Source organism: Noviherbaspirillum album (assembly GCF_035916955.1).
GTDB lineage: Bacteria > Pseudomonadota > Gammaproteobacteria > Burkholderiales > Burkholderiaceae_D > Noviherbaspirillum > Noviherbaspirillum album.
This window is the reverse complement of record NZ_JAWIIV010000010.1, coordinates 124,357-142,089: the sequence shown is the minus strand read 5'-3', so window position 1 is coordinate 142,089 and position 17,733 is coordinate 124,357. Positions and strand designations below refer to the sequence as shown.

The 17,733-nt window shown below is 57.3% G+C and carries 17 protein-coding genes and 2 pseudogenes; 7 read left to right on the top strand and 12 right to left on the bottom strand.

Annotated features, from left to right (window positions below; translation table 11 throughout):
• Positions 1-47: 47 nt before the first annotated feature.
• From hpf to RY831_RS14025, 3 genes are all read left to right on the top strand, one after another.
• Entirely contained in the window at positions 48-401 is a 354-nt protein-coding gene (gene hpf / locus RY831_RS14035; RefSeq protein WP_326506976.1) for a ribosome hibernation-promoting factor, HPF/YfiA family, read from the top strand.
• 212 nt (positions 402-613) lie between these two features.
• Positions 614-1,519: a DUF8812 domain-containing protein gene (locus RY831_RS14030; protein ID WP_326507052.1), complete on the top strand. Its 906-nt coding sequence runs from the start codon at positions 614-616 to the stop codon at positions 1,517-1,519.
• A gap of 131 nt (positions 1,520-1,650) precedes the next feature.
• Positions 1,651-2,394, top strand: coding sequence for a lysozyme inhibitor LprI family protein (locus RY831_RS14025; RefSeq protein ID WP_326506975.1), 744 nt, complete (start codon positions 1,651-1,653; stop codon positions 2,392-2,394).
• Positions 2,395-3,021: 627 nt separating this feature from the next.
• On the opposite strand, the gene RY831_RS14020 is transcribed toward RY831_RS14025, so the two are convergent.
• The 12 genes and pseudogenes from RY831_RS14020 to RY831_RS13960 all read right to left on the bottom strand — a co-directional run bounded on the left by RY831_RS14020 (position 3,022) and on the right by RY831_RS13960 (position 12,549).
• Positions 3,022-3,471, bottom strand: a complete 450-nt coding sequence (locus tag RY831_RS14020; protein ID WP_326506974.1) for a hypothetical protein — start codon at positions 3,469-3,471, stop codon at positions 3,022-3,024.
• Positions 3,472-3,998: 527 nt separating this feature from the next.
• On the bottom strand, positions 3,999-4,763 hold the full coding sequence (locus RY831_RS14015; protein WP_326506973.1) for a hypothetical protein: 765 nt from the start codon (positions 4,761-4,763) through the stop codon (positions 3,999-4,001).
• Complete coding sequence (locus RY831_RS14010; RefSeq protein WP_326506972.1) at positions 4,744-5,292, bottom strand: hypothetical protein; 549 nt, start codon at positions 5,290-5,292, stop codon at positions 4,744-4,746. The genes RY831_RS14015 and RY831_RS14010 overlap by 20 nt, the downstream gene beginning before the upstream one ends.
• Before the next feature lie 129 nt (positions 5,293-5,421).
• Positions 5,422-6,231 carry an IS5 family transposase gene (locus RY831_RS14005; protein ID WP_326506971.1) on the bottom strand — a complete coding sequence of 270 codons (810 nt, stop codon included), beginning with the start codon at positions 6,229-6,231 and terminating at the stop codon, positions 5,422-5,424.
• 202 nt (positions 6,232-6,433) lie between these two features.
• Positions 6,434-6,793 carry a hypothetical protein gene (locus RY831_RS14000; RefSeq protein WP_326506970.1) on the bottom strand — a complete coding sequence of 120 codons (360 nt, stop codon included), beginning with the start codon at positions 6,791-6,793 and terminating at the stop codon, positions 6,434-6,436.
• 298 nt (positions 6,794-7,091) lie between these two features.
• Positions 7,092-7,559, bottom strand: a pseudogene (locus RY831_RS13990) (transposase); the annotation flags it as partial.
• A gap of 100 nt (positions 7,560-7,659) precedes the next feature.
• Positions 7,660-8,067, bottom strand: coding sequence for a hypothetical protein (locus RY831_RS13985; RefSeq protein WP_326506969.1), 408 nt, complete (start codon positions 8,065-8,067; stop codon positions 7,660-7,662).
• A gap of 3 nt (positions 8,068-8,070) precedes the next feature.
• Positions 8,071-8,646: a hypothetical protein gene (locus RY831_RS13980; protein WP_326506968.1), complete on the bottom strand. Its 576-nt coding sequence runs from the start codon at positions 8,644-8,646 to the stop codon at positions 8,071-8,073.
• Positions 8,647-8,709: 63 nt separating this feature from the next.
• Positions 8,710-9,666: a type VI secretion system tip protein TssI/VgrG gene (tssI, locus tag RY831_RS13975; protein WP_326507051.1), complete on the bottom strand. Its 957-nt coding sequence runs from the start codon at positions 9,664-9,666 to the stop codon at positions 8,710-8,712.
• Positions 9,667-9,673: 7 nt separating this feature from the next.
• Positions 9,674-11,020: pseudogene (locus RY831_RS13970) on the bottom strand (type VI secretion system Vgr family protein); the annotation flags it as partial.
• 21 nt (positions 11,021-11,041) lie between these two features.
• A complete protein-coding gene (locus RY831_RS13965; RefSeq protein ID WP_326506967.1) occupies positions 11,042-11,410 on the bottom strand; it encodes a hypothetical protein in 369 nt (122 codons plus the stop codon).
• A gap of 578 nt (positions 11,411-11,988) precedes the next feature.
• Complete coding sequence (locus RY831_RS13960) at positions 11,989-12,549, bottom strand: cob(I)yrinic acid a,c-diamide adenosyltransferase (RefSeq protein ID WP_326506966.1); 561 nt, start codon at positions 12,547-12,549, stop codon at positions 11,989-11,991.
• A 150-nt stretch (positions 12,550-12,699) separates the two neighbouring features.
• Here RY831_RS13960 and RY831_RS13955 point away from each other — a divergent pair, with 150 nt between their 5' ends.
• The 4 genes from RY831_RS13955 to glcE all read left to right on the top strand — a co-directional run bounded on the left by RY831_RS13955 (position 12,700) and on the right by glcE (position 17,733).
• On the top strand, positions 12,700-14,109 hold the full coding sequence (locus RY831_RS13955; protein WP_326506965.1) for an FAD-binding oxidoreductase: 1,410 nt from the start codon (positions 12,700-12,702) through the stop codon (positions 14,107-14,109).
• A gap of 11 nt (positions 14,110-14,120) precedes the next feature.
• Positions 14,121-15,011 (top strand): LysR substrate-binding domain-containing protein, encoded by an 891-nt coding sequence (locus tag RY831_RS13950; protein ID WP_326506964.1) that lies wholly within the window; start codon positions 14,121-14,123, stop codon positions 15,009-15,011.
• 153 nt (positions 15,012-15,164) lie between these two features.
• Positions 15,165-16,658 (top strand): FAD-linked oxidase C-terminal domain-containing protein, encoded by a 1,494-nt coding sequence (locus RY831_RS13945; protein WP_326506963.1) that lies wholly within the window; start codon positions 15,165-15,167, stop codon positions 16,656-16,658.
• Positions 16,659-16,665: 7 nt separating this feature from the next.
• Complete coding sequence (glcE, locus tag RY831_RS13940) at positions 16,666-17,733, top strand: glycolate oxidase subunit GlcE (RefSeq protein ID WP_326506962.1); 1,068 nt, start codon at positions 16,666-16,668, stop codon at positions 17,731-17,733.

Here is a 17,733-nt window from a genome sequence, read left to right as displayed (position 1 = left end):
ACTCCCATCGCAGTCAAATCATTCCATTGCATAAAGGAGCTTGTTTCATGAACCTATTGCTTACCGGCCAGCATGTCGACATTAGCCCGGCCCTGCGCGAATACGTAGAGACCAAGCTGGAACGCGTGATCCGCCATTTCGACCAGATCATCGATATCGCGGTCGTGCTCGGCGTGGAGAAACCTTCAGAGAAGGACAAGCGCCAGCGGGCCGAAGTCAACCTGCGCGTCAAGGGCAATGTGATCCACCTCGACCACTACGCGGAGGATCTCTATGCAGCCATTGATGGGCTCATCGACAAGCTCGACCGGCAGGTGGTTCGCCACAAGGACAAGGTGCAGAGCCACAAGAACGAATCGCTGAAGAGCATCAGCGCAAACATCAGCGCGACCGATATGTAACGAGGTTGCACAACGCACTCGCAATGAGTGCGTAGAGTTTGAACGGCCGCGCAAGCGGCCACTCCCGGTTTGTCCCCTTCCCATTTGCAGACACATACATTTTCAGCATTGCCATAATTGCAATTAAATGTTATTTTTGCAATTTCCGGTGTTCATGATTCGTCCCGAACCATGCGCCGATCACTGCTTTTCAAAGAGGCGGCAAAGTGGCGATGCTGAGAAAAGGGTCAACAGGCGGCAAGGTGCGAGAGCTTCAGCAAGCGCTTGCAAAGCATGGCGAAAAACTTTTTATCGATGGGAGATTCGGAGCCCAGACAGATAGCGCGGTAAGAGGTTTTCAGCGGCGAAAAGGCATGCTGCCCGACGGTATTGCCGGGCCCAAGACCTTCGGTGCGTTGGGGCTTTCGGCAACCAATACGGGCCTTGTCCATCGCCCGGCGCTCTTCACCGACGATGCGATCAAAAACATCGGCGGCACCATTATTCATTCATCCGCCGCAGCGAGAATCCTCCCTCTTTCCCATGGCGTATCGCGTCCCGCGTCCGCACTTTGGACATCTGCGCAGGGTTTGGATTTCATCTATGGCCATGAAGCTCTGGCCGGCGTAAGCAGCCGACTTCATTGGCCGCGAGGGGCTAGCGGCGTGACCCTGGGACCGGGCTATGACATGAAAGAGCGAAGTGCTGCGTCGGTGGTCGCCGACATGCAGGCCATCGGTCTTGCGCCAGCTATCGCCGGGCAAATATCAAAAGCGGCAGGCCTGGCCAATCAAGCGGCGGCCAAATTTGCCGAGCACCATCGTGCGCTAGTCAAGCTCAGCCGCATGCAGGAAGTGCAATTGCTGAGACACGTCATTCCGCGTTACGAGTCGCTGGTCAAGCGGATGATCAGCATTGATCTGCTCCAGCATGAATTCGATGCCCTCGTATCGTTTGCCTACAATCCCGGAGGCCAGTTCCGTACCGTCGCCCATCATCTCAATCAGGGCCATGTTGCCGACGCCATGAAAACGATCAGGTCTGTCGTGACCTCAAAGGGGATTGTATTCAGGGGACTTGTTCGGCGCCGCGACCATGAGGTTGCGTTATACCTCTATGGTCATTACCACAGCATCTGAGGTCGGGCCAAAACATGATCCTTCAACTTCTTCTGCGCCCCTCTCATTGGCGGCATGCGATCACATCGCTTGCCTTGTGCATGGCGGCAGCTTCGCATGCCTCGGATACGCTAAAGACACCTGGCGCTGGAATGCCTTCCGATATTGTCGGCACCTGGGAAGTGGTTGGCATTCACGTCGATACAGGGGCAACCCGTACTCTGCACTATCGGCCGGATGACTTCCGACTCAACGGCAGGATCTTCCACTTCTCTCATGAAGCCATTGCGTCGAATACGCCCGAACGCCAGGATTGCCCATCACCCGGAATTGCGGCGTCGATACCGGTTGCTGGATTGATCGAGTCCAGCATGGCCGGACGGGCCACTCCGCCGGCAAACCCTACCGCCGAAGACTATCAACTGCAGCTTCCCGCCGATCCGGGCGCATCGGCTATAACGGTGAAATGCAAAGGCAAGCTTTGGGGTTTTGGTTTGGGGCGCGAAGACGGCATCCATGGTGCCTGGCTCTTGCCTCTTCCAGGCGAAAGACTAGCAGTGCGCTGGCATGATGAAACCATACTCGAATTGAAACGCGTACCGGAAAACGCACGTCCGATCCCTTCCTTCGATTGCACCAGGACATCGGTCGAAAGCGAGCGAGCAATATGCCATTCGATCCCGCTAGCCAAGCTGGATGTCAGTGTCGCCAAATCATATGCCGCTGCGACGCGTGAGTTGCAAGAAGCCAAGCTGCAGAATTCGCTGACTGTTCTGAAGGCGGAACAACGCGCATGGTTATTGAAGAGGAATCGCTGCAAGTCCGATGCGGCCTGTTTGGAAAATGCAATGTCGTTGCGCCTCGAAGCCATTGACCGCATGCAAAGAGAAGACTAAGCAAACCTTATCACGTAGACCAGGGCTATCGCATAGAAGCTGGCTAGTTTTCAATGCGTTGCGTAGAGGGTGGCCGATGCTGACTGAACTTTGCCAGCTGGGGCCATGCGACGGACGAGCGAGGGCATGGTCGCCAGGAGAAGCGGCGCTGCATTGCACTTGCATGCCTACCAGGTGAACCGTTCAATGCCTGGGCAGGCATGCGAACGATGGCGGTGGACGAACCGATGCGGCAAACCGAAGAGGGAGTATCATCCGAAAGGCGGTACTACGTCAGCTCGCTGCAGCCGGCTTTGGAAGAATTGGCGCGGGGCATACGCAGTCACCAGTAGATTGAGAACCGACGGCACTGCTGCCTAAACGTGACGTTTTTTGAAGATGCGTGCCGCACTCGCACTGACCATGCGCCGTAGAACCTGAACATGTGCGCAATATCGGCATGAACTTTTTGCGCTTGAGTTCATTGAAAAGCCCCCTACGCAAGAAGCGTCTGAGGGCATGCCTGATCGGTCAGTATATCGAGGAGTTACTGGGAGCAACGCAATGAATCATCACGGAGCCATTCATCCTCTCCGGCTAAGCCATTGAAGTGACTTGCGTTTTAATGCGATAGCCCTGGAGTGGGTGTTAATCCCTGATGTCGCCACGCTGTGCAGCCTGGGTAGCCTCCCCAGGCTGCACAGGCTGGAGAGCCTGGAGAGGTTCAGGCTCGGGCTCAAGGGATTTCCGCAAATCAGCCTCTGAAAACCACGGATCCCCCTTTGGATTAATCACGGTCGGTCCGCCGTTATCCAAGATGGTCTGTGCCGCATTCCTGACATCATCAGAGACGGGTACTAGGTCGCCATTAGCGCTTCTCAACGTTCCATTCTTTACTATGTGATCGAGACTTTGCTGATCGAGTGTAACCAGAGTCGACTTAGTATCCATAACGCTGTCGGGATACAGGCGCTTCATTTCATCGGCCATAACTCTTTTTGCATGGTTGAAGTCTTCGTTAAGGGGGTTGGCCTCTTTATTAACAGCTGACGTTTGCGAGTTAGGTGAAGCGAATCGGTTAGGAGATATGGTTGACATTTCAAGCTCTCTTGATAAGCATTGTTAATTAATGTATTCCGCTTACCTCTTGCGTAAGCCGTCGAAGCAGCTTCGTCTTCCACATGCTCCCCCGACCTTGCCCAAGGTTAGGACAAGAGCCTGATCCGGACTGGGTACAAGAACCGCGTTCCTTCTTATGTGGCACCTGCAATGAGAAAGTTCCAGATGCTCTCGATGCCGGCTTAATCCTTCACCCGCTATCCGAAAAGGCGCCCTGCCGTCGCACCAATACTGCAGCAGTAACAGCAGTATGGCTGCCGAGCCTGATGCAACGAGACATTGGCGGTATGCGATCACATCGCTTGCCATTTGGATGGCAGCAGCTGCGCGTGATATGCATGCATCGAAGCTGCAAAATTCTCCGGCTGCTCTGAAGGTTGAGCAACCCGCAAGGCTGCTCCAAAGAAAACGCTGCAAATCCAATCTGAGTTGTTTAGCGAAGACAATGTCTCCACGACTTGAAACCATCGAAAATACATCGACTTATGAATAAAACCCGAAAATGTTCATGGTTTGCGAAAACTTATACGGAACAAGCAATCTGGCTGCTCTTCTTTGAATCCAAAGGAAATATCCCACTGCGAACGTTTAACCGTCCACACTGCCGTTTCCTGTCGTGATTTGCCTCGAGGGATTTGTGCTAGCTCGACATCACCGAAATTGCGACGTACATCGTGAATTGTGACGCAGGTGCCACGTAACTCCATCGCAAATGCGCGCTTGTTTCCCAAATTTGGTGAAGACTCAAGCATCAAATTCAGTTTTGAAAGAATGATGCCATCCCGCAGGGTGGGACCCGGCCCGGCCAGCTTGATAAAATTTGGGTCGTACTCAATTTCAAACAACGTCGTCCCCAGCAACTTTTCAATGCTTGCTTTGGAGAGTGGCATTTGCTGTTCCAAGTTGTAGATCGCATCCCATAAACTTAGCTGGACCTTGTTATTTAATCGTTCACTTGCATATGCATTTGTAAAGATCATCGTGGCCAATATGATTATCTTGTAACCGAGCCAGTCTCTCTTGGCGGTAAGTCTTCTCATACCTGACTTAACCATGGCCTGTGAACGATGGATTGAAGATGCGGGATGTTTTTCGTTAGGTTGTTTTTCATTAATTGTGCATATGACAGCGAAATCAACAGTCTCGTCATGTCGCGGTTTTTTGTGAATTTTATGATCGGGCAAAGTCTGGACGGCACAATTATCTTGCCTGCTATTGGGACTAATTCCTGTTGCAGGTTCCGAAACTTTTTCATTTTTTATGTGGGTCAAATGCTATATAAGCAAGGCAGTTTGGATTCTTTTCCCTGAATCCGAAAGAAAGCGTGCTGCGGCTTTGCATGGTGGTATGGACAGTAGCTTCCTCAACTGAGTGTCCAGAGGGAATCTGGGCAATCTTTGTGGCATTGAAGTTAGATTGAACATCCGTCAGGGTAAAGCACGTTCCACTTAAATCAAGCACCAAAAATCCGGGGGCACCTTCATCCAATCCAATACGCAGATCAATCTTCTCCAGGACCGCACCATCACTCAGCCCTACTGGCTGACCTTCATAAAAAATTGTATGTATAGTCTTTCTGGTTTCCATAAATGGAATACGAAGAAGTTCTTCCAGTGAGGATTTTGTAAATGGAACTCTTTTGATTAGCTCCTCAACCAAATGCCAGAGAGTTTTGTTAATTTGTTTTTCATCTAGTGGTTTCACTCTGCTATTTGTATCTACCCCTGCCGCAAATCCTGGAGCGACCGAAATTATTAAAAGTGCTGCAAGAAGATAGCGGCGTTTCTTATTTATTTCCACGATAGTTCTTTCATGCCTGAGCTTCCATCGGTTGTTTACCTTCCAACTGGTTCCTGTTATTCAGCCTGCTCTTCGTCAATCACAGGATGTCCACCCTCTACGTCGATATAAACGGCGCGCTAGAGCCTGTTATGAACTAAAGCCGAAGATGGACATTGTTTTACTGAGCATGAGGCAGACGAAGGCGACATAGTGAAGTCCGGCCAATGTCTGTGCCATGCGTTCATAGTCACGAGCCAATCTTCGAAATCGTGCGGCCCAGGCGAAACTGCGTTCAACGACCCAGCGCCGTGGTAGCAGCACAAAGCCCTTCTTGGCCTCAGTATGCTTGACCACCATGAGCTCCATGCAGAAGTCCTGTGCCTGCTCGGCCGCAGCTTCGCCGGTATAGCCCTGATCGACATATGCGATCTCGACATTAAGGTTGGTTGCTTCCTGTACGCTTTTGGCCAGCTGGGCTACCTGATCCCGATCCTGTTCATTGGCCGGCGTTACATGCAGCGCTAGTAATTGACCCAAGGTATCGACGGCCGCATGCACCTTCGATCCTTTGCGGCGTTTTGCACCGTCATAGCCGGCACGAGCACCACTTTCCGGTGTGGATTGAATCGTTCTGCTATCGAGAATCGTCGCCGTCGGTGCCGGTTCGCGTCCGGCAGCCAGGCGTAGTAGTGAACGCAGATCATGCGCAATCGATTCGAAGCAACCTGCCTTGATCCAGCGCTGCGTCTGTTGATACACGGTGTACCAGGGCGGGAAGTCATGCGGCAACATACGCCATGGCGCACCACTTCTCACCAGCCAGCGTAAGGCATTGAACACCTCACGCAATGAATGCTCACGTTGCGCTGCGTCCAATGGCAGCAATGACAAATAAGGTGCAACGAAGTCCCATTCTTCGTCTTGCACATCGCTTGGATAAGGTTTTCTGGCAGTCATGCCGCCATGGACTTGTTGCTATTTCATTAGTTCATAACAGGCTCTAGAGTTGAATGTCTATTCGCATGACTTAACAAGTAGCGTCGCTACTCTCGCGTTGACCCTCTTTATGCCTTATTACCGCACCAGCGCCAGCCGCGATTTCTTTCGAACCTTGTCCTCCACAGGCAGCCGACGCCAGGTGGAATGAGCGTTGTTACATTTACGATATCGAAAATCGATCAATCAGCATCCTGGCCCTTGGCTGATTTAATGGTTTTGTCAAGTCCGGATTCGCAAGCTCGTAAAGGACTTCCTCAACCAATTGTTCACAACCAGATTCAAATTGAACATCCTCGCGTCCTTCAATTTGATTTGCCCAAGACTCAATATCGGAATGAGACAATACACCTTGAAGATATCGCTGCAGTGCCAAGGTCAAATGCTTTTTCTTTAGCTCAATACCATCCCCTTCGTAGTCCAAGTCCAAAACAGCAAGCTGCGGCACAATTTCTTCCAATGGTTTAGACAACTCAAGCAAATCGCGAACTAAAGTGAGCCTTTTCGTTTCATGAGAAGTCATGGGAGCATTTCTCCATTCATAGTTTGAGAAAGATATTGGCCTGTCAGCGGTCCAAGCCCATGATGATGCAAGAGGTGAAACATGGGCATGAGCAAGGACGACGATGGCTGGCGTCTCCCGGACAGACTGTGGGCGCAGATGGAGCCGCTTTTACCACCACGCAAGCCGCACCTGACGCTCGAATTACTGCCAGCATAGCGCCCGTCCTTGTTGGCTGTGCGGGCACAGGGTTCGTGCATAGACAAGGTGTACGACTATCCGCATAGGACGTGTCAGGAATTCTGTGTGCGAGGTCGATTTAGTTGATGGCGTTGGTAAAGCGCTCACCGAACATGATGGCGAACTGATTGGCCGCCTGCTTCCACGTCCGCTGTAACTGTGGCCGCGTCCAGTCTTTTTCAATATTGCGCAAGGCCAGGAACTGTAGCTTGGTTGCAGCCTCGTCGCCGGGGAAGCGCCCCCGGTTCTTAACGATCTTGCGTAGCCGCATGTGCAAGCTCTCTATCGCGTTTGTTGTGTAGATGATGGTTCTGACCTCAGGCGGATACGCAAAGAACGGAATCACTTGCTGCCATTGACGCTTCCACATCGCTGCCACCGTCGGAAACTTGCTGCCCCAAGGGCCAGCGCAAAACTTATCCAGAGCCGCTTGCTGCCAAGTCTGCGTGGCCGCCTGGTAGACTGGTTTGAGCGCTGCAGCGAGCTCCTTGCGGTCCTTCCACGCTGCCAGCGTGGTTGAGTTGCGGCTCAGGTGCACGATGCAAGTTAGATCCGCGTACTCATTTACTCATCCATTTAAAGGAAATTGAGCAGTGCTGACCTCAACTGCCAGGTAAATCCTTCTGACGGCAAAAGATCTGCTATGGCTATTCAAACATTTCCATGATTTCTCGGGGAATAGCTGTTCTGCGCTGCCCAATTTTCAATTTCTTCAGCCAGATTCCCGCATTCAGATCCACATCATCTATTCCATTTGAAGAAAATGCTCTGGTGACATCTTCACAAAATTTCTGGAAGCCCTCTTCGTAAACACGATACTGATATGTTTCATCCTGTTGCTTCACTGTTTTTCCAAGACAGAAGTCGTCGCTTGATATCAAATAATTAGCCAATTTAATTGCATCCGACATACGTTTTTCAGGTGTCTTATCAAATGGGTTATCATTTTCGTCGTAGCTCACGACGCCTAATATTTGGCCAAAAAATATTAGATCTCTATCCCCTTCTTCATAGAGATAATCAACCATATCAATTACATATTGAGGATTCTTCATAAGTTATTCCGGGTTGACATGAACCTTGTAAGGCTTTCCGCTAATAGGGAACACATCGATAGTCTGACCGCCAGTTGTTGACACATTTCGTAGTCCAATTCGGGTTCCATCTGGCAGAACTTTCATGGTGCCATCATATTTGGCGGTAACATGTTTAGCTTCAGTAGTAATTTTTTCGAACAGCGCATTCAGTTCAGTTTCTGATCCTATATTAAAAGCTTGCCCACTTTTCCCAAACGGTACGCTAGCTTCTCGCACAACTGCTCTTACTTCAGAGGAGCTTAGTGCTGATATCTTATTTGCACCTTTGGTCAGATTGTCTCCGTTACTTGCAAGTACTTTCCCCATCGCCTTAGGCACTTTTCCAATCGCCCCCGTCGGCAGAAATCCGGTTGCCGCCATCGCAATGTCTGTCGGATTGCCGCTCTCGATGCCATCCCAGAAGTCCCGTGCCGGCCCTTTGTACATTTCTTCGACAATCTGCGCACCTGTACGGATATGCTTGCCCAGAGTCTGCGTCGCAGATGACTTTTCCATCACCGACGTCTCGCCCCGCAAACCCTGCATCAGTCCGGCCATCCCTGATGCTGAGTCGGGCGGAACGAAGCCTGCAGCATAAACAAGATTTGGCACAGCACTGTTTTATGCCTGAGTTGCCCCATTCGTGTTCAGATCAATCCGATTCGTTCCAATCACATCCACATGCAAGCCCTGTATCGTGATCTTCCCATTCGCCCCCATCCGTATCCGGCTAGACCCCACCTCCAGCACGATCTCCGTCGCCGCCTTCAACTGGATGAACTCCGTCTGCGACTCCAACTCAACCCGCTTCTTCACCTTCGTCACCTGGAAGCCGTTAGTCACCGTGTTCATCTGGTGCGGCCCGTTCACCACCGTGGCCTGCGTGTGCTGAACCGTCGTGACCATGTCCTTCTGCGAATGGATGTTGATCAGCTCCTGACCCTTTTTGTCATGGATCACCATCTCGCAATACCCGCCTCCGCCAGGCGTCGAGCGGCTCTTGAAGCCCATCACGTGTGCAGCACCCGGCATTGAATACGGCAACGGCTGCGCGCTGTTGTACAGCCGCCCGGTGCAGATCGGCCGGTCCGGGTCGCCTTCCAGGTAATCGATGATCACTTCCTGGCCGATGCGTGGTATCGCAACCGTCCCCCAGCCGGCACCGGCCCATGGCTGTGACACCCGGATCCAGCACGAACTGCGCTCGTCATGCCGGCCATACCTGTCCCACGGAAACTGCACCTTGATGCGGCCATACGGATCGGTATGGATTTCCTGTCCCTTCGGACCGACCACCGTGGCCGTCTGCGGGCCCGGCATGCGCGGCTTCCTGTGCTGGCGCCGGGGGCGGTACGGGATCTTGCGGCGGATGCAGCTGAAACTGTTGGCATACACCGGCGCGCTGCCGCGGTCGGCGAAGTTATTCCTGGCATCGATGCTCACCGACACCACCAGGAAGTCGGCATCGGTGTCGTCGTGGGCATCGAACCAGTGGTGTTCGCTCAGCTTGAAGCTGCGCCCCGGGCTTAGGCTGCGGCAGTCCGACGCGCCGCCGAACTGCTTGGCCTGCCATTCCAGCNATGCTCACCGACACCACCAGGAAGTCGGCATCGGTGTCGTCGTGAGCATCGAACCAGTGGTGTTCGCTCAGCTTGAAGCTGCGTCCCGGGCTCAGGCTGCGGCAATCCGACGCGCCGCCGAACAGCTTGGCCTGCCATTCCAGTACTTCCAGCCGCTGCTTCGCCTCGCGTACGCCTTCGCTTGCATTGCGGTAGGCGAAGGCCGGGTTGCCGTCGAAGATTTCCAGTTGCGGCACGTCGCCCTGTCTGGCCAGCGTGGGCTGCTCGACATACTGGGGCGCGGACGGCGCCTTGAAGTCGAAGGTGTTGAGCGCCACGCGCGAGGGCTGCAGGCTGCGCTGGGCCGACAGCTGGGTGATGCCGCCGCGCTGGTGGGTGCGATGGCCGCCATTGAACTCGACTGTTGCATGGTGCTCATGCGGCGGGCAGAAGGCGGCGTTGCAGGAGTCGTCGCAAATGACCAGGGTATGGCCGTCGGCGCGGTGCTCGTAGAAATAAAACAGGCCGTGGCGCTCCATCAGGCGGGCGAGGAACTGGGCGTCGGACTCGTGGTACTGGACGATGTAATTCTCCGGCTCGTACTTGCCGCCGAGGCGGAACTGGACATCGGCGATGCCCTGGTAGTCCTCGCGCAGGACGCGGTCGATGACTTGCTCGACAGTCTGATCCTGGAAGATGCGGCAGTTGACGCGGTGCGAGAGAAACGACATCCAGGGCAGGACTTCGGCGTGGTAGCAGGCGAAGCCGCCGTCGGCATGGGAGAAGGCGAAGTGATGGATGTAGCCGTTGAGGTAGTGCTCGCTGCCGTCGTCCTGCTCGATGCCGATGGTGACGTTCTTGCCGATGAGTTCCTTGAGTTCGATGCCGGCATGGGTGGAGAGCAGTTGCAGGCGGATGTGGAAGGCTTCGGACAGCGCGGCATGGGCATGCAGGGTGTCGATGAGGAGCGTCTTGTCGGGTGGCAGCGGGGAGTAGAAGCGCAGCAGGCGGTTAGTGTCGGTGAACTGGGGGATGTTGACCAGGGCGGCCAGGCTTTCCTCGACGGCGTCGGCCTGTTCGGTGGAGGCGAAGGTGGGGAAGAACGGCGTGGCCGGGGTGGCGAAGTCGCGGATGGCTTGGCCGTGCAGCGGGTGGCCGGCGATCTGCAGGACTTCGGCGGCTTGCGAGCCGTCCGCGGGGATATCGGCTCGGTCTGCGGCGATCGCTTGACGTGCCGAGGAAGCCGGCTGCGCTTTCCTAGACACTGATCTGGTCGAGGCGACAGCGTCTGGCGCGAGCGCGGTTAGCGATGAAGAGGAAACCAGACCTCTGAGCGGGTTCTGCTCAAGGTCATCGAACGAGTTGGGCGACATGTGTTGATCCCGGCGACAGCATCATTCTTGCTGCTCTCGATCGCCTGCCTTGCTGTGATGGTAGAAAAGATAGGCCAATCCAACCGGTGCAATGAAGATCGCCAGGAGCCAGCAGAGCATTATTGTCACGGCTTTCGTGATCAACATGAAGAAAGCGTTGACGACAAATGTATTGTTGCCCAGGATGAAATCGATGATGCTTTCGTAGACAAACCTGGAATAGGGATAGAGCAGGGTGCTGAGGGCGAAAAACAGATATTTGTCTGTGGGGATGCTAGGCGTTCCATCGTTGCTTCCGATTAGAAACATCCCTACCGGAAAGATCATGCCGAATAGAAAGTGGCGGAAATAATACGGCGCAGACAAACCCCCAAAGGTTTTGGCAATCATTGGATGCATCATGTTCCTTTACATGAGTTTCTAGATTTATGAACGTCGATCGGCTCTCGATGTGGGAGGACCGGAGCGACTTCGTTCAAGTGTTAAGGAAATGATAATATTTTCTAGATTGCAATCATGTCAACATCGTAGTCGTTAACATTCAGATGAGAGTTGTCTGATCGCGGTCCATACACGAGGCTTTGTCGCGGTTGCGGTGAGTCCGAAGAGGCGATTGCCGTCTCTGCGACAAAATGGGATGGATCAGAAGTCGAGGAAGACTGGAGTGCCGGTTCGGAGTCAGGGGAGTTGCGGTGCCACCCCGGTTTGGCGCGCCGCCATATGAGTGGCTTCCGAAGGAGTTCCTATTTGAGGACAGTGTTCAGCCGTGCATGAGTTATGAGAAGCTTCTTGGCCTCGATTTGATCGACTGCCGCGCAGCTGAGCCTTGGGCTGCAGCGCCCGGCCTAGCCCGTCCACGCAGGAGCGCCAAAGCCGAGCCGGCTAGCCGCAGTTGGAACAACGAAGCAGAAGACTGTTATTTGCAGTCTTCCGCAAATCACTCAGGGGCAATCTCCGCAATCGCGGCATCAATCCACTTCCCGCTTCCTGCCCTTTTCCCAAAGCACGTCGCTCCCGCCGGCAAACCGGTTGAGCACCCGCGACAGCACAAACATCAGGTCCGACAGCCGGTTCATGTACTGCCTGGGATTGTCGTTGATCTTTTCAGTATTGCCGAGGCTGACGATCGCGCGTTCGGCGCGGCGGCAGATGGTGCGGCAGACGTGGGCGAGGGCGGCGCCTCGCGAGCCGGCGGGCAGGATGAAGTCCTTCAGCGGCGGCAGGTCGGCATTGTATTTTTCCAGCAGGATGTCGAGCCGGCCCACGTGCACATCAGTGATCAGCGTGTAGCCGGGAATGCAGAGTTCGCCGCCGAGGTCGAACAGGTCGTGCTGGATGGAAACCAGTTCCTCGCGCAGCGCGCTCGGCAATTCCTCGCACAGCAGCAGGCCGATATGCGAATTGAGTTCATCCACGTCGCCCATCGCATGCACCCGCAGGCTGTCCTTGGCGACCCGGCTGCCGTCGCCCAGTCCGGTGGTGCCGTTGTCGCCGGTGCGTGTCGCAATTTTGGAGAGTCGGTTGCCCATGGCTTTTCATCGAATTGGGAAAGCGGCCAGCATACGTCAAAAACCCTGCCTGCGCAGTCGTCCGGGTGACGATGTCACCGGCCGCAGGCAGGGTCAACAGAGTAGAATCAGGCAACGCCTGCAATCACACAGATTACATCGGAGACGATCATGAACCACCCCGCCCAACTGGCCGCGCTGAGGAAGCCGGTGCCCGCCGAGCTGCTCGCTGCGCTCGAATCGATTTTCGAGGATCGCTTTTCCACGTCGCAAGCCATGCGCGAACATCACGGCCGCGACGAGTCTTCCTATGACCCGATGCTGCCCGATGCGGTGGTGTTCGCGCAGACCACCGAGGAAGTCGCGCAGGCGGTCAAGCTGTGCCACCTGCATGAAGTACCGATCATTCCATACGGCACCGGCACCTCGCTGGAGGGGCATATCCTGGCATTGCGCGGCGGCGTGACCATCGACCTGTCGCAGATGAACCAGGTGCTGGCCGTGCATGCGGAAGACCAGACTGCCACGGTGCAAGCCGGCGTCACCCGCAAGCAGCTGAACCAGGAAATCCGCGACACCGGCCTGTTCTTCCCGATCGATCCGGGCGCCGATGCCTCGCTCGGCGGCATGGCGGCCACCCGCGCTTCCGGCACCAATGCCGTGCGCTACGGCACCATGCGTGAAAACACGCTGGCGCTGACGGTAGTGACCTCCGACGGCCGCATCATCAAGACCGGCACCCGCGCCAAGAAATCCTCCGCCGGCTACGACCTGACCCGCGTCTTCGTCGGCAGCGAAGGCACGCTCGGCATCATCACCGAAGTCACGGTGCGCATCTATCCGCAGCCGGAAGCGGTGTCGGCCGCCGTGTGCTCGTTCCCGACCACGGCCGACGCGGTCAATGCGGTGATCCAGACCATACAGATGGGCGTGCCGATCGCCCGCGTCGAATTCCTCGATGAGAAGAGCGTGCATTCCATCAATGCGCACGACAAGCTCAACCTGCCGGAAAAGCCGCTGCTGCTGTTTGAATTCCATGGCAGCGAACGCGGCGTCGAGGAGCAGGCGCAGACGGTGCAGGAAATCGCCGCCGAGTTCAATGCCATCGGCTTCGAATGGGCGACACGGCCGGAAGACCGCACCCGGCTCTGGGCGGCGCGCCACAATGCCTACTTCGCGATGCTGCAGATGCGCCCCGGCGGCAGGGCGATTTCCACCGACTGCTGCGTGCCGATCTCGCGCCTGGCCGAATGCATACTCGATACCAAGGCCGACTGCGAAAAGAACGAGATCATCCACGCCATCATCGGCCATGTCGGCGACGGCAATTTCCATGTGCTGATGATGGTCGACCCCAATGACCCCGCCGATATCGCCAAGGCCGAAGGCGTGAATGCCCGCATGGTGGCGCGCGCGATCTCGATGGACGGCACCTGCACCGGCGAACATGGGGTCGGCCTGCACAAGATGGATTTCCTGATCCAGGAGCATGGCGAGGAAGCCATTGCCACCATGCGCCTGCTCAAGCATGCCCTCGATCCGAAGAACATCATGAATCCGGGCAAGATCATTCAATGGTAGGACGACTTCCCATGGCAACCCGTCTTCCTCCCGTACATGCCCTGTCCGCCTTCGAGGCGGCGGCCCGGCTCGGTTCCTTCGCGCTGGCGGCCGAGGAACTGTGCATCACGCCGTCGGCGCTGTCGCACCGCATCCGGCTGCTGGAGGAATTCGTCGGCGAACGCCTGTTCCTGCGCGACGGCCGCGCGGTCAGCCTGTCCGAATTCGGCAGGCGCTATCTGGACGTGGTGCGGGCGGCATTGCGCACTCTGACCGAGTTTCCGATGCCGCATCGCAGCGCCCCGGCGCAGCCGCGCATCAAGGTAACGGTGCCGCCCACCTTCGCCCGCTACTTGCTGGTGCCGCGGCTGGGCGACTTTACCCGCCAGTATCCGGATATCGTGCTGGAACTGTTCCTGTCGGTGCCGCTGTACGACCTGGCGCTGTCGGAAAGCGACGTCGAAGTGCGCTTCGGCGCCGGCAACTACACCGATACCGTCACCGAAAAGCTGTTCGAGGAACCGACCTTCGCCGTCGCCAGCCCGGCCTACCTGGAAAAGATCGGCGGCCTGGAGCAGCCGTCGGACCTCGCCAGGGCCACCTTGCTGCGCTCGGCACTGGAGCCCTGGCAGCCATGGTTCGAAGTCGCCGGCCTCGACTGGCCCGAACCCTCCAATGCGCTGCGCCTCGACGACCTCGGCCTGCTGCTGGAAGCGATCCGCCACGGCTATGGCGTCGGCCTCACCCGCAAGCATTTCGTGCAGGAGTCGCTGGAGCGCGGCGAAGTCGTCCACCTGTTCAAGGATGTGGAACTGAAGACGCCGCCGCATGCCTATTACGTCGTCTATGAGCCGCAGGCCCGGGTGCGCCCGGAAGTCGGCGCTTTCATCGACTGGCTGCGGAAAAGCTTCGGCCGGCTGTGAAGTTGTTCGGCCGGCAATATTCGTGAAAAGAATTCAAGCGGCGCTTCCGCAGCTTTCACCTCAGGCAGGGCCATTGCACGGATAATGGCCCCGTCATTGCATTGATGCGCGCATTGATGACTAATGCATCGCCGACCCTCCCTGGAGCAGCACATGAACGCCCCCGCACCCGCCACTCCCCGATTCACCCTGGAGCGCCAGCGCCAGGTCGCCAGCGCCCTCGACCGCCTGCTGCCCGCCGGCTGCGTGCTCTTCAACGAGGAAGATACCCGTCCGTATGAATGCGACGGCCTGACCGCCTATCGCCAGCTGCCGATGGTGGTGGTGCTGCCGCGCACCGAGGCGCAGGTGATCGATATCCTCAAGACCTGCCGCGAACTGCAGGTGCCGATCGTGCCGCGCGGCGCCGGCACCGGCCTGTCCGGCGGCGCGATGCCGATCGCCGACGGCGTGGTGCTGTCGACCGCCAAGCTCAACAAGATCCTCAAGCTCGATCCTTATTCCCGGACCGCCGTGGTGCAGCCCGGCGTGCGCAACCTCGCCATCTCCGAGGCGGCGGCGCCGCACGGGCTTTACTACGCGCCCGATCCCTCGTCGCAGATCGCCTGCACCATCGGCGGCAACGTGGCCGAGAATTCCGGCGGCGTGCATTGCCTGAAATACGGCCTCACCGTGCACAACGTGCTGCGGGTACGCATGGTGACCATCGAAGGAGAGGTGGTCGAGCTCGGCGGCGAAGCGCTCGATGCGCCCGGGCTGGACCTGCTGGCGGTGTTCATCGGCTCCGAGGGCATGCTGGGCGTGGTCACCGAAGTCACGGTCAAGCTGGTGCCAAAGCCGCAGCTGGCGCGGGTCATCATGGCGTCGTTCGACGACGTGGTGAAGGGCGGCGACGCGGTGGCCAGGGTGATCGCCGCCGGCATCATTCCCGCCGGCCTGGAAATGATGGACAAGACCTCGTCGCGCATGGTCGAGCCTTTCGTCAAGGCCGGCTACGACACCGAGGCCGAAGCCATCCTGCTGTGCGAGTCGGACGGTATCCCGGAAGAAGTGGAAGAGGAGATCGCGCGCATGACCGAAGTGCTCAAGGCTTCGGGCGCCACCGCCATCGCCGTGTCGCAGAACGAGGTCGAGCGCTTGAAATTCTGGTCCGGTCGCAAGAATGCCTTCCCGGCCGCCGGCCGCATTTCCCCCGATTACTACTGCATGGATGGCACCATCCCGCGCAAGCAGCTGGCCCATGTGCTGATCCGCATCACCGAAATGGAAAAGAAGTACGACATGCGCTGCGCCAACGTCTTTCATGCCGGCGACGGCAACCTGCATCCGCTGATCCTGTTCGATGCCAACACGCCCGGCGAATTCGAGCGGGCCGAAGCCTTCGGCGCCGACATCCTGGAACTGTGCGTCGAGGTCGGCGGAACGATCACCGGCGAACACGGCGTCGGCATCGAAAAGATCAATTCCATGTGCGTGCAGTATTCGCCGCAGGAACGGGAAGCCTTCTTCGCCGTCAAGCGGGCCTTCGACACCGCCTTCCTGCTCAACCCGGACAAGGCGATTCCCTCGCTGCACCGCTGCGCCGAGTACGGCAAGATGCATGTGCAGCGCGGACAGCTGAAGTTCGCCGACCTGCCGCGCTTCTAGGAGACTTATGGAACACGGATTGCGACAATTCCGCGAAGCGGTCACATCTGCGACATCGGCAGGCAAGCCGTTGCGCATCCGCGGCGGCGGCACCAAGGACTGGTACGGGCAGACGCTGCAGGGCGACATACTCGATACCCGCGAGTACGCCGGCATCATCGCCTACGACCCGACCGAGCTGGTCATCACCGCGCGCTGCGGCACGCCGCTGCTGGAGATCGAAGCCGCGCTGGCGCAGCAGAACCAGGCGCTGGCCTTCGAGCCTCCGCAGTATGGCCCCTCATCCACCATCGGCGGCGTGGTCGCCGCCGGCCTGTCCGGTCCCCGGCGGCAGGCGGTCGGCGCGGTGCGCGACTTCGTGCTCGGCGCGGTGCTCATGGATGCGCAAGGCGAGGTGCTGCATTTCGGCGGACAGGTGATGAAGAACGTCGCCGGCTATGACGTGTCGCGCCTGCTGGCCGGCTCGCTCGGCACGCTGGGGCTGATCCTCGAAGTTTCGCTCAAGGTGCTGCCGAAGTCCTTCGCCGAAACCACGTTGCGCTTCGAGATGCAGGAAGCGCAGGCGATCGAGCAGCTCAACCGCTGGGGCGGACAGCCGCTGCCGGTTTCGGCCAGCGCCTGGCATGGCGGCGTGCTGATCGTGCGCCTGTCCGGCGCCGAGGCGGCGGTGCGCTCCGCGGTGCAGAAGATGGGCGGCGAGGAAGACACCCAGGCCGAGATGTTCTGGAGCGAACTGCGCAACCACAACAACGCCTACTTCGCCGCAACCACCGGGCCGACCGCGCTGTGGCGCCTGTCGCTGCCATCGGTGGCGCAGCCCTTGGCGCTGGAAGGCGAACAATTGATCGAGTGGGGCGGCGCCCAGCGCTGGCTGCGCAGCGATGCCGATGCGGCCAGCATACGCACTGCGGCCGAGCGCGCCGGCGGCCATGCGATGCTGTTCCGCGGCGGCGACAAGAGCGCCGGCGTATTCCATCCGCTGGCACCGGCGGTGGCGAAGATCCACCGCAACCTGAAACAGGCTTACGATCCGGCCGGCATCTTCAACCGCGGCCGGATGTACAACGAGTTCTAA